Here is a 12,704-nt window from a genome sequence, read left to right as displayed (position 1 = left end):
GCGCTTACTCCTCGTCCAGGATGGTGGCGACCTTGAAGCGGTCGCCCTCGCGGGCCGGGGCGCCGGACAGCGCCTGCTCGACCGTCAGCGACGGGCGCACCTCGTCGCTGCGGAACACGTTCGTGAGCGGCAGCGGGTGGCTCGTCGCGGGCACGTCGGGGCCGGCGACCTCCTGCACCTTCGCGACGGACTCGACGATCTGGCCGAGCTCCTTCGTGAGGCTCTCGAGCTCTTCCGGGCTGAGGTCGATCCGGGCGAGGTTCGCCAGGTGCGCGACCTTTTCGGCGCTGATGTCGCCTGCGCTGCTTTCAGACAAGGGTGCGTCTCCGTGGGATTCGGTGATGAGGGTGCGCGCTCGCGATCGCGAGGCCGCCGTAACGATTCTAGGGCGAGCCGAACAGACCGCGCCCCAGCCCGTTGACCGCTTGGTACGCCTCTTTGTAGGTCCGCGGCACCGGCGCTCCGGGCGGCCCGTACCGCGCCATGAGCAGCCCGACGAGCCCGATGCCGGGCGGGCTGAGCGGACGGTCCTGGTCGGCCGGCGCGGGCGCATCCGCCTCGGGGTTGGCGGGGAGGTACTGCGGATGCGTGTCCGGCCAGGTACCGGGCTGTCGCGGTGTCGTGCGGTTGATCGCGTTGTCGATGGTGCGCGCACCGCGGTCGCGCTCGGTCAGGTGCCGCAGGCGGAACTTCTTCGCCAGCGTCGCGATCACCGCCGCATGGTGCATCTGCTCGTGGATGATCGTGTTGCGCTCGGTGTAGGCCGAGATCGCGATGGCGGGAACGCGGACCCCGAGGCGGTCGAAGCCGAAGCCGTACTCCCCCGGCCCGCTGCCGTCCGGAGGCGTCGCCGGCCCCGGCGGCACGTGGTCGTATGTGCCGCCGTGCTCGTCGAAGGTCACCAGCAGCATCGTGTTCAGCGCGTTCGACCCCTTCGCGCTGCGCGCCGACCGGATGGCGGAGTAGACCCGGTGCAGCAGCAGGTCGCCCGCGCGCACGTCGGAGATGGCGCCGCCGACGATGGTCTCCCCGTCGACCGCCTCGCCGGTCATCGGACCGCCCGGCGGGTGCATGTCGTTGTGGTCGTAGAGCAGCCGCGGCTCGACGAACGCGTAGTCGGGCAGGGTGCCCTCCGCCACATCCACGTAGAACTGCGACATCGTCCGGAAGTGCGTCTTCCAGAACGGCTCGAGGGCCGGCGCGTGGATGAACCCGGTGAGCGAGATCAGCTGCCGGTCGTCGTAGTAGACGCGCCAGCTGCGCCCCGCCTCCTCCAGCCGGTTGAAGATGGTAGGCGCGTCGTTCTTCGGATCGAACCACTTGCGCAGCCCCTCCGCGCCGCCGTTGTCGACGTAGCCGTGGGAGGTCGAGGCGTTGAAGAACGACCGGTTGCAGAACGTCTGCGACGGGACGGCGCAGTGCCAGTCGTCGTATACGGCGAACTGGCGGGCGAGCGTCGAGAACACCGGCAGCATGTCGGGCGTGAAACCGCCCATGATCCGGCGGTAGTCCTCCACCGTGGGCTCGCGCCCGGTGTCCTTGCGGAGCACGCCGATGTAGTCGCGGACGAACCCGCGCATGCTCGGCGTCGCCCCCGGCTTCGGCGCGTTGTAGGGCGGCAGCAGCTGCGGCAGCCGGGCGTCCGCGTTCGCCGGCGGGTCGACGACCTCGTACAGCTGCGTGTTCACGTGCGGGTAGACCTCGCCGGGGTCGGGAGACGGCTGCCGCATCACGAAGTCGGTCGTTCCCTCGTAGGGGTGGGCCGGGATGTCCGGGCCTCCCGCCGGATCCGGGTTGCTGTAGTCGCCGAACGCCAGACCCTCGAAGCGCTTCCCCTCGGGCAGGGTGCGCTCGTCGTAGAGGTGGCCGAGCAGGTTGTCGAACGAGCGGTTCTCGTACATGAGCACGACGAGGTGGTCGAACCCCGGGCCCGTGCCGCGCGGCGGAAGCGGCGGGTACTCCTCGCCGACCTCGTCGGACGTCGGAGACCCCTGCACGGCGGCGCCGCTGATCGCCGCGCCCGCCGCGCCGCCCGCCGCCCCTCCGGCGACCGCGCCCGCCGCCACGAGACCGGCGCCCTTCAGGAAGGACCGGCGGCTGGCTCCCCGGCGCGCCGGGGCGCCGGCGCTGTCGCCGTCGGGCTCGGTGGCGGGGTCGTCGTCCGGTCGCATCCCATCCATTATGGATGCCGCCTCCGACACCCGGAGCGTGCGCTCAGCGGGCCGCCGCCTCCGTGGTCGCGGCCTTCGGCGCGCCGCCGGACGGCAGCACCAGGTCGCCGCGGTCGATCCCGATCATGGCGAGGTTGCGCATGCACTCGGTGCCGGCGGTGAAGTACTCGTTGTGGCCCGACGAGCCGGCGAGCGACTGGCCGGTCAGCGGGTCCACCGCACCGTCGACCCCCATCGACGCGGCGCCGTACCCCGGGGATCCGGGGTCGCTGCCGAAGAACGCGCTGTTCACGATGGGGTCCATCGGCGCCTCCCCGACGAAGACTGTGCCGCCGGTCACGGCGAGGCCGGCGACCGACTGGGCGTCGCTGCCCGGCGAGCCCATCAGGGCCAGCGCATCCACGGTCACGGTGTGCCGCTCCAGCGCCATGAGCGCCGCCGTGGAGCCGTAGGAGTGCGCGAAGACGCTCAGGTACGGCTGGTCGGCGGTCCGGAGGGCGCGGATGCCCTCGAGCGTCCGCTCCAGGCTGTCGGCGCCCTGCGTGGCGAGGGCGGTTCCGCCGATGTTCGTGAGCACGGGGGTCTGGTAGCCGATCCAGGCGACCACCGCGACCCCGGGCGCTCCGCCGTGGCCGCGCGGGCCGAGCATCCGGCGCAGCGACCCGGTCTGCAGGTCGTACTGCTCCTGCGCGACCTTCGCCCACGACTCGATCTGCTCGCCCACCGACATGTACATGCCCGGCACCAGGACGCTCACATACGACGCCGTACTGAGGTCGCCGACCACGATCGAGGCCTTCGCGTCGCGCGACGCGTCGAGGTTCACCAGGGTGCGCTTCACTCCGTCGTGCGCGGCCAGCGCCTTCGAGACGTTGCCGAGCGTCTGGAGCCTGCGCTGCAGCGCCACGCGCTCGGCGCGTCCGTGCTCGGACCTGAGCGTGCGGGTGAGGTCGGCGATCGTCAGCTTGAGGTCGAGCGCGTTCGCCTGGCCGCGCACGGCGTACGGCACGCCCTCCAGGTTGCCGACGACGTGCGGCGCGCTCTCGATCAGCAGCTTCTGCTTGGCCGGGTCGATCAGCTTCCACACCCGGCTGACGTCGGCGGCGGCCGGAGCCCGGCGCAACAGCGACTCCAGCTTCGCGCGGTTGGCGTCGAGGAAGGTCGGAAGCGCCGAGGCGTCGATGCCGGCGACGGCTCCGAGCACCGACATGGATGCGGTGCCGCCGGTGGGTGCGGACGGCACGTCCGAGACGGGGCCGGAGACGATGGAGGCGGCGGAGGCGGAGGCCGCGTTCTGGACCGCCATGACGGACACCGCGGAGTGCGTGGGCGCCGTCGCCGCGGCGTCGGCGGGCATGACGAAGGCCCCGGTGAGTCCTGAGACGACCGAGGTCACGGTGAGAACAGCTGCAAAGCCGACCAGCACTCCGTCCGGGTCCCTCCGAGAGCGAGCGAGCTTAGCCCTTGCATGCGCCCAGGGGGAGCGCACGCCTCGACTCTACCCGTGAATGGGTGGCGGACGCCGACGCGTTCTACCCCCGATTCGGGGGAGAACTCGAATACTGTCCGTGCAATGACGGACCGAAATCATCACTCCGCGAGGGCTGCGGGGCCTTCTTCGACCAGCTTCTTGAACTGCGCCGCATCGATGATGCGCACACCGAGCTCCTCGGCCTTCGCCAGCTTCGAGCCCGCACCCGGTCCGGCGGCGACGAAATCCGTCTTCTTGGACACGCTGGACGCAGCCTTCCCACCCGCGGCGATGATCGCCTCCTGGGCCCCCTCGCGCGTGAATCCCTCCAGCGATCCGGTGGCGACCACGGTCAGGCCGGCGAGCACTCCGCCGGCCTCGCTCGCGGCGCCCGGTCCGGGATGGCCGGGGGTCGCGAACTGCACGCCGTCAGCGGCCCAGCGCTCCACGATCTCGCGGTGCCAGTCCACCTCGAACCAGGCGAGCACCGCGTCCGCGATGATGCCGCCCACGCCGTCCACGGCGGCCAGCTCCTCGCGCGATGCGGAACGGATCGCGTCCAGCGAGCCGAAGTGATTGGCGAGCGCGCGCGCCGCGACGGGACCCACGTGGCGGATGTTCAGCGCGACGAGGATGCGCCACAGCGGCTTCTCGCGCGACGCCGCCAGATTCGCGAGCAGTTCGACCGCGCTCTTGGACGGGACGTACAGCTCGCTTCCCGGGAACTCCCCCGCCTCGGCAGCCGCGACGGGGTCGAACGGGCCGTCCTTCTTCTGCCGCCGGCGGCGGAACGGGGTGTCTACCTTTTCGTCCCCCGTGTCGGTCAGCTTGGGCAGCCCGGTCTCGCCGTCGCGCACCACGACCTCGATCGGGAACAGATCGGAGAGGGTCAGCCCGAACAGCCCGGCCTCGGTGGGCAGCGGCGGCGTCTCCGGGAAGCGGGGCTGGGTCAGGGCCGCGGCGGCCACCTCGCCGAGCGCCTCGATGTCGAGCGCACCCCGCGATCCGATGTGCTCCACCCGGCCGCGGACCTGCGCCGGGCAGAACTCGGCGTTCGGGCAGCGCAGGTCGATGTCGCCCTCCTTCGCCGGCGCCAGGCGGGTGCCGCACTCGGGGCAGTTCTCGGGCATGACGAACTCGCGCTCGGTGCCGTCGCGCAGCTCGACGACCGGCCCCAGCACCTCGGGGATGACGTCGCCCGCCTTGCGCAGCACGACGGTGTCGCCGATCAGCACGCCCTTCGCCTTGACGACCTCCTGGTTGTGCAGGGTCGCCTGGCGCACCTCCGAACCGGCGACCTTCACCTTCTCCATTACCGCGAACGGCGTCGCCCGGCCGGTGCGGCCGACGCTGACGACGATGTCGAGCAGCTTCGTGTTGACCTGCTCCGGCGGGTACTTGTAGGCGATGGCCCAGCGCGGTGCCCGGCTGGTCGCGCCGAGCTCGTCGTGCAGGGCGAGCTCATCCACCTTGATCACGATGCCGTCGATCTCGTGCTCGACCGCCCCGCGGTGGGCGCCGTAGTACTCGATGAACTCGTCGACCTTCGCGACCTCGTCGACCACGCGGTAGTGCGTCGAGGTCGGCAGACCCCATCCCTTGAGCAGCTCGTAGACCTTCGACTGCGCATCCACCGGCGGGTTCCGCCAGGCGCCGATGCCGTGAACCAGCATGTGGAGGCGGCGCAGCCGGTTGTGCATGAGCTCGAGCTGGGCTGCGTTCTTGCCCTCGGCCTTCTGCCGGAGCGAACCACTCGCCGCGTTGCGGGCGTTGGCGAACACGCGCTCGCCGGCCTCCTGCTGGTGGGCGTTGAGCTCCTCGAACTCGGCGACCGGGAAGAACACCTCGCCGCGCACCTCCACCAGCGCGGGCGGCTCGTCGGTCGCCAACCGGGTCGGGATGGCCGGGATCCAGCGGATGTTCTCCGTCACGTCCTCGCCGACGACGCCGTCGCCGCGGGTGGCGGCGGACACGAGCACGCCGCGCTCGTAGCGGAGGTTGATCGCGAGCCCGTCGATCTTCAACTCGCAGAGGTAGTCGACGCGGCGTCCGGCATCCCGTTCGACGCGGGCGGCCCAGGCCTCGAACTCCTCGAGCGAGAAGACGTTGTCGAGGCTCAGCATCCGCTCGGCGTGCTCGACCGGCGCGAACAGCGTCGTCTGCGCACGGCCGCCGACGGTCTGGGTCGGGCTGTCCTGCGACTGCACCTCGGGATGGAGCCGCTCCAGCTCCTCGAGGCGCCGCATCATGCGGTCGTACTCCTCGTCGCTGACGAGCACCGTGTCGCGCTCGTAGTACGCATCGCGCAGCTCGAGGATGCGCGTGGTCAGCTGCTGCGCCTCGGCCCGCGCGTCAGCGGCCTGGTCGTCGGTCGTCGTCTCGATCGCCACGCGTCCAGCTTATGCGGGACCTCCGACGCCGGAACGCGGGGCTTCGGGACCGGGAGCGCCGCCGGCGGCTCCGGTCCGCTGTCGCCGCGACCGCATCGGGATGGACCGGCGGCTCAGCACCGCCGCGACGAGGAAGCACACGGCGCCGAGCAGCGTCCCGAGGTTCGCCCAGAGCAGGCTCACCGGATCGCCGGTCTCCGGGACGGTGTACGCGCCGATAGCGGAGGCCCCGAAGAACACCGAGCCGACCAGGTTCAGCCAGGTGCCGTGCCACGTGCGCGCCTGCGGATCCCACAGCCGGTCGCGGTCGACCGTGGCGACGACGGCGAGGCCGCTCGAGACGAGGAAGCAGATCGAGCCGAACGCGTCCGGACGCCAACCGTCGCCGACCCGCGCGCCCGAGTTCAGCGAGACGATGAGCGCTTCCGTAGTGCTGACGTTGAAGAACAGGGTGCCCACGAACTGGACGGCCGCCGCCCACCAGTCGTACCGGTCGGGCCTGTTCCCGCCCCGGCGCGGAGGTCTGCGGCCGCTGAGGGCGACCTGGATGAAGGCAGCGGCCGTGAAGAACAGCGCGCCGACGAAGAAGGTGATGTTGGCCCAGACGTCGCCGGCCGCCTCCTGGTACGACGGGATGGCGCCCACGAGGAAGAACAGCGAGCCGATCGCGAAGCCCCACGCCTCGCGCCGGAGCCGGATCGCCCGCACCGCCGTCATGGGCGGAGCCTAAGCCGTCGGTGCGCTCCGTGGCACCGGTCGGGTTCAGACCGGGACGGCGGACACCGTGCGGTCGATGGTGGTCTGGCCCAGCACGCGAGTGCCGACATACACCACCGCGGTCTGGCCCGGGGCGACACCGTTGAGCGGGACGTCGGGCCGGATCACCAGCTCGCCTCGCGTGACGGACGCGGTGGCGGGAACGGGGTCGGCGTGCGCACGGATCTGCACCTCGCACGCGAACGGCGTGGCCGGGTCGGCGGGCGGCATCCCGGCCCAGGTGAAGCGGGAGCCGGCGATCTCGGCGATGTCGAGCGCCTCGCGCGGACCCACGACCACCTCGTTCTCCTTCGGGCGAACCTCCAGCACGAAGCGGGGACGGCCGTCCGGCGACGGGTAGCCGACGTTCAGCCCCTTGCGCTGCCCGACGGTGTAGGCGTGCGCGCCCTCGTGCGTGCCGAGGCGGTTGCCCTCGCGGTCGACGATGTCGCCGGTCGCCGTGCCGACGCGCTCGGCCAGCCAGCCGCGGGTGTCGCCGTCGGGGATGAAGCAGATGTCGTGCGAGTCCGGCTTGTTCGCGACGCTCAGCCCGCGGGCGGCGGCCTCGGCCCGCACCTCCGCCTTCGACGGCGTCGCGCCCAGCGGGAACATCGCGTGCGCCAGCTGCTCCGCCGTGAGCACGCCCAGCACGTACGACTGGTCCTTCGCCCAGGCGCTCGCCCGGTGCAGCTCGCGGTTGCCGTCGGCATCCGTCACGACGGCCGCGTAGTGCCCGGTGCACACCGCGTCGAAGCCCAGGTCGAGGGCCTTCTCGAGCAGGGCGGCGAACTTGATGCGCTCGTTGCAGCGCATGCACGGGTTCGGCGTGCGCCCGGCCGAGTACTCGGCGATGAAGTCGTCCACGACGTCGAGCTTGAAGCGCTCGGAGAAGTCCCAGACGTAGTACGGGATGCCGATGATGTTCGCCGCGCGCTGCGCATCCATCGAGTCCTCGATCGTGCAGCAGCCCCGGCTGCCGGTGCGCAGCGTGCCGGGCATGCGCGACAACGCCAGGTGCACGCCGACCACGTCGTGGCCCGCCTCGACGGCACGCGCCGCCGCCACCGCGGAGTCCACTCCCCCGCTCATCGCCGCCAGAACCTTCACCCGCCGATTCTACCCGCGCCCCGCCGCGCCTCCGCCGCCCGGTCCCCGACCGGTGAGTAAACGCGCGAATCCCGCCCGAGTTGCGACATCTGCTCACCACTCGGCGAAGGGAGACGGGACGGAGGCACCCGCGCCGAACGCGAGCCGACCGGTGAGCAGACGCGCGAATCCCGCCCGAGTTGCGACATCTACTCACCACTCGACGCAAGGAGACGGGGCTGGAGGCACCACCCGCGCCGAACGCGAGCCGACCGGTGAGTAGACGCGCGAATCCCGCCCGAGTTGCGACATCTGCTCACCACTCGGCGAAGGGAGACGGGACGGAGGCGACGAACGCCCGAGGCGAATCGAGTGGTGAGTGGATGCGCGAATTCGCGACGAGTGGCGACGTGTACTCACCACTCGGCGGGGCGGGGCGGGGCGGGCGGGCGGCCGGCCGGCCGGGCGAGGCGGGAGCGCCGCTCGGCGAGGCCGGCCCGCGACGCCTGCGCGTAGGCCGCCGGGAGGGCGGCGAGCAGCGCGTCCACGTCGGCGTCCGTCGACGTACGGCCCAGCGTGAACCGCAGCGCGCTCCGCGCCTCCGACTCGCTGCGCCCCATCGCGAGGAGCACGTGCGACGGCTCCGGGATGCCGGCCTGGCACGCCGATCCCGTCGACACCGACACGCCGGCCATGTCGAGCAGGAACAGCAGCGAGTCGCCCTGCGCGCCCGGGAACGTGAAGTGGGCGTTGGATGCGACACGCGACGGCCCCGGCTCCGGCCCGCTCAGCACGGCCTCCGGCACGGCCGCCCGCACCCCGGCGATGAGCCGCTCCTGCAGGGCCGCGAGCCGCACAGCCTCCGCCCCCGCTCGGCCTCCGCCGCACGGGCCGCGACGGCGAACGACACCGCCGCCGCCACATCCTGCGTCCCGCTGCGCACCTGCCGCTGCTGCCCGCCGCCGTGGATCAGCGGGACGACGGTGGATGCGCGGCTCAGCACGAGCGCGCCGATACCGACAGGCCCGCCGATCTTGTGCGCCGAGACGCTGAGCGCATCCACCCCCAGCCCGGCGAAGTCGACGGCGAGGTGACCGTATGCGGCCACCGCATCCACGTGCACCGGCACGCCTGCGGCTCGTGCGACCGCGGCGAGCGTCCGCACCGGCTGAACCGTCCCGACCTCGTTGTTGACCGCCAGGAACGTCAGCAGCGCCGCGTCCCCGGGCACCTCGGCCGGGATCGCGATCCGGCCCTCGCCGTCGAGCGGCAGCCACACCGCCTCGGCGCCCTCCGCGCGCTCCAGCCAGTCCACCGTGTCCACGGTCGCGTGATGCTCTCCGCCGGGCACCAGGATGCGGGCGCGCCGACCGCCGTCGTTCCGCGCCCAGTACATCCCCTTGACGGCGAGGTTGACCGCCTCGGTGCCGCCCGAGGTGAAGACGACCTCGATGGGGTCGGCCCCGAGCGTGGCGGCGACCGTCTCGCGCGCCTCCTCGAGCATCCGCCGGGCCTGCTGCCCCTGGCTGTGGATGCTCGAGGGGTTGCCGACGACGCCCATGGCCTCGGTGTAGGCGGCGATCGCCTCCGGGCGCATCGGCGTGGTGGCGGCGTGGTCGAGGTAGACCGGCACGGTGCTCTCCGAAGCTGATTCCAGGCGTGTGTCACTACTCTAGATCGCATGACCTCGTCCGACCCTCTGCGCAACCTGGGCGTACGCGTCGGGCCGAGCGGCGGCGAGCTGCGGGTGTTCTCGGCGAGCGCCGACGCCATGGAGCTGTGCCTGTTCGACGAGAGCGACCCGAACTGGCTGACGAAGACCGTCGCGATGGCGCGGGATGCGAACGGCGTGTGGGTGGGCCGCTCGCGTTCGCTGACCGTGGGCAGCCGCTACGCCCTCCGCGTCTCCGGCCCGAACGCCCCGGCCAACTCCTTCGACCCGGAGGCCCTCCTCCTCGACCCGTACGCCCGCGGTCTCATCCACGTCGGCTCCGACGGCTACCGGTCCGTGGTCGTCTCCGACGGCTTCGACTGGGGGATGCGCGCAAGCCCGCCACCCCGCTGGACCACACGGTGGTCTACGAGGCGCACGTGCGGGGCCTCAGCCGGCTGAACCCGTCCGTCCCGGAGGAGCTGCGCGGCAGCTACGCCGGTCTCGCCCACGAGTCGACGATCGGGTACCTGAAGGATCTCGGCGTCACGGCCGTCGAGCTGCTCCCGGTGCACGCCTTCGTGTCGGAGCAGCGCCTCCTGCAGGAGGGGCTCACGAATTACTGGGGCTACAACACCCTCAACTTCTTCACGCCGCACACCCCCTACGCGTCGCGTGCGGCCCAGGCGGCGGGGCCGGAGGCGGTGCTCGCCGAGTTCAAGGGCATGGTCAAGCTGCTGCACCTGGCCGGCATCGAGGTCTACCTCGACGTGGTCTACAACCACACCGCTGAGGAGGGCCTGAGCGGACCGCGCACGAGCTTCCGGGGCATCGACAACGCCACCTACTACCGGCACGACGAGTCCGGCGCCTACATCGATGTGACGGGATGCGGGAACACGGTCGACTTCGGCAACCCAGTTCCGCAGCGGCTCGTGCTCGACTCGCTGCGGTATTGGGCGAACGAGATGCAGATCGACGGCTTCCGGTTCGACCTCGCCGCCACGCTGGGCCGCGGCACCGACGCCTCGTTCCACCGTGACCACCCTCTGCTGGTCGCCGCGCAGTCCGACCCGGCGCTGCAGGGCGTGAAGCTCATCGCCGAGCCGTGGGATGTGGGGCTCGGCGGCTGGCAGACCGGCAACTTCCCGGGCCCCACGGCGGATGCGGCCGGCTGGTCGGAATGGAACGACCGCTACCGCGACCGCGTGCGGAACTTCTGGCTGGCCGACATCGCCGACGCGCGCCGCAACGGCCAGGCCCCTGTGGGCATCGGCGGCTTCGCGACCCGCCTCGCCGGCTCGTCGAACACGTTCTCCCCCGACCGCGGACCGCTCGCCTCGATCAACTTCGTCACCGCGCACGACGGCTTCACCATGGCCGACCTGACGGCCTACGACGTGAAGCACAACCTCGGCAACGGCGAGGACAACCGCGACGGCACGGACAACAACCGCTCGTTCAACCACGGTGTCGAGGGCCCGACCGTGGATGAGGCGGTGCTGCTCATGCGGGCGAAGGCCATTCGCAACCTGATGGGCACGCTGCTGCTCTCGGCGGGCGTCCCGATGATCACGGCGGGCGACGAGTACGGGCGCAGCCAGCGCGGCAACAACAACGCCTACTGCCACGACAGCGAGCTGACCTGGCTGAGCTGGCTGCGCACCCGCGAGCAGCGGGAGCTCTACGACACCACGAAGCGTCTGCTCCAGCTGCGCCGCGAGAACCCGGCGCTGCGGCCGAGCCGGTACGCGGTCGACGGGCAGACCACGCCGAACGCCAGCCACATGGACTGGTACGACGCGACCGGTCAGCGGATGGACGACGACGACTGGAACTCGCCGGAGAACCGCACGCTGCAGTATCTGGTGGCGTCGACGCCCGACCGGGAGGAGTTCAACCGCGTCCTCCTCATCGTGCACGGCGTGGAGGACGACGTGGAGGTGTCCCTCCCCGTCGCGGACGGAGTGACGTCGTACCAGCTGCTGTGGGACTCGGCGACCGAGGTGCCTATCCCCGAGGATGCGGCGGAGCTGGCGCCAGGCTCGGCGCGGCTGGTGGGCGGCACGTCCATGCAGCTGTTCCGGGCGAACGGGCCGCGCGCGGGGGCGCCGAGCTGATGGCCAAGCCGAAGACCTCGGCGGGGACGCCGGCGACCGTCGCCCTGACCGCTGCGGGCATCCCGTTCACCGCGCATCCGTACGACCACGACCCGTCGGCGCCGTCGTTCGGGCTGGAGGCCGCCGAGGCCCTCGGCGTCGAACCCGACCGGGTGTTCAAGACCCTGCTCGCCGACACGGACCTGGGACTCGTGGTCGGCGTCGTGCCGGTCACCGGGATGCTGGACCTCAAGGCGCTCGCGGCCGCCGTCGGCGCGAAGCGTGCCACGATGGCGGACCCCGCCGTCGCCGAGCGCCGCACGGGCTACGTGGTCGGCGGCATCAGCCCCGTCGGGCAGAAGACCGCGCATCCCACCGTCGTGGATGAGACGGCGCAGCTGTTCGACACGGTCTTCGTCTCCGGCGGCAAGCGCGGCTTCGACATCGAGCTCGCCCCCGCCGACCTCCTCGCCGCGACCGGCGCGACCTTCGGGGCGATCGCGAAATGAGCGTCGTGGCGGTTCGGAGTGCGACCCCCGCCGACGCGGACGGCATCGCGCACGTGCACGTGACCGCCTGGCGGGAGGCGTACGCCGAGCGGCTGGCCGCGGAGTTCCTCGCGTCGCTCGACGAGTCCCGTTTCGCCCGCAACTGGGAGGACATCCTCGCCGACGGAGTGACCCGCGGGTACGTCGCGGAGCGCGACGGAACGATCGTCGGCTGGGCCACCTCCGGCCCCGGCCGCGACTACGACGCGCCCCGCGGGCTCGAGCTCGAGGGCATCTATGTGCTCGCGTCCGCCTACGGCACCGGCGCCGGACAGCGGCTGCTCGACGCCGCGATCGGAGACGCCCCCGCCTACCTCTGGGTCATGGACGGCAACGCTCGCGCCGAGGCGTTCTACCGCCGCAACGGTTTCGCGCGCGACGGCGGCACCGCCACGCACACCCTCGGCGCGACCGCGGTCCCCGCCGTCCGCATGACCCGCTGACCCCAGTCCCGCGCCCGCGCCCGCGCCCGCGCCCGCGCCCGCGGCCAACAATTCCTGAGTTGTTCGCCCCGACACGCCGTGAGCAGGCC

Annotated in this window: 8 protein-coding genes and 2 pseudogenes; 3 read left to right on the top strand and 7 right to left on the bottom strand. The window is 71.9% G+C overall.

From position 1 onward, the window contains the following. Nucleotides 1-4: 4 nt before the first annotated feature. The 7 genes and pseudogenes from gatC to ACQ86M_RS05150 all read right to left on the bottom strand — a co-directional run bounded on the left by gatC (nt 5) and on the right by ACQ86M_RS05150 (nt 9,507). Nucleotides 5-316, bottom strand: coding sequence for an Asp-tRNA(Asn)/Glu-tRNA(Gln) amidotransferase subunit GatC (gene gatC / locus ACQ86M_RS05180; RefSeq protein WP_431221032.1), 312 nt, complete (start codon nt 314-316; stop codon nt 5-7). 67 nt (nt 317-383) lie between these two features. Continuing rightward, complete coding sequence (locus ACQ86M_RS05175; protein ID WP_431247295.1) at nt 384-2,171, bottom strand: alkaline phosphatase family protein; 1,788 nt, start codon at nt 2,169-2,171, stop codon at nt 384-386. 43 nt (nt 2,172-2,214) lie between these two features. Then, nucleotides 2,215-3,567, bottom strand: coding sequence for an alpha/beta hydrolase (locus ACQ86M_RS05170; protein WP_431247294.1), 1,353 nt, complete (start codon nt 3,565-3,567; stop codon nt 2,215-2,217). Nucleotides 3,568-3,761: 194 nt separating this feature from the next. Further along, entirely contained in the window at nt 3,762-6,032 is a 2,271-nt protein-coding gene (ligA, locus tag ACQ86M_RS05165) for an NAD-dependent DNA ligase LigA (protein WP_431247293.1), read from the bottom strand. Nucleotides 6,033-6,041: 9 nt separating this feature from the next. Then, a complete protein-coding gene (locus tag ACQ86M_RS05160; RefSeq protein ID WP_431247292.1) occupies nt 6,042-6,749 on the bottom strand; it encodes a hypothetical protein in 708 nt (235 codons plus the stop codon). Between the two features lie 45 nt (nt 6,750-6,794). Further along, nucleotides 6,795-7,895, bottom strand: a complete 1,101-nt coding sequence (mnmA, locus tag ACQ86M_RS05155; protein WP_431247291.1) for a tRNA 2-thiouridine(34) synthase MnmA — start codon at nt 7,893-7,895, stop codon at nt 6,795-6,797. Nucleotides 7,896-8,290: 395 nt separating this feature from the next. Next, nucleotides 8,291-9,507: pseudogene (locus ACQ86M_RS05150) on the bottom strand (cysteine desulfurase family protein). Nucleotides 9,508-9,555: 48 nt separating this feature from the next. Between ACQ86M_RS05150 and glgX the strand changes: the two are divergent. From glgX to ACQ86M_RS05135, 3 genes and pseudogenes are all read left to right on the top strand, one after another. Then, nucleotides 9,556-11,645 (top strand): annotated as a pseudogene (gene glgX / locus ACQ86M_RS05145) (glycogen debranching protein GlgX). Next, entirely contained in the window at nt 11,645-12,133 is a 489-nt protein-coding gene (gene ybaK, locus ACQ86M_RS05140; protein WP_431247290.1) for a Cys-tRNA(Pro) deacylase, read from the top strand. Before glgX ends, ybaK begins: the two are co-directional and overlap by 1 nt. Further along, entirely contained in the window at nt 12,130-12,615 is a 486-nt protein-coding gene (locus ACQ86M_RS05135) for a GNAT family N-acetyltransferase (protein ID WP_431247289.1), read from the top strand. Before ybaK ends, ACQ86M_RS05135 begins: the two co-directional genes overlap by 4 nt. Nucleotides 12,616-12,704: the final 89 nt, after the last annotated feature.

It is taken from the genome of Leifsonia xyli subsp. cynodontis (assembly GCF_050632205.1).
In the GTDB taxonomy this organism is placed as follows: Bacteria; Actinomycetota; Actinomycetes; order Actinomycetales; family Microbacteriaceae; genus Leifsonia; species Leifsonia xyli_D.
Note: the sequence above shows the minus strand (reverse complement) of the source record. Positions and strands in the feature narration are given on the sequence as shown.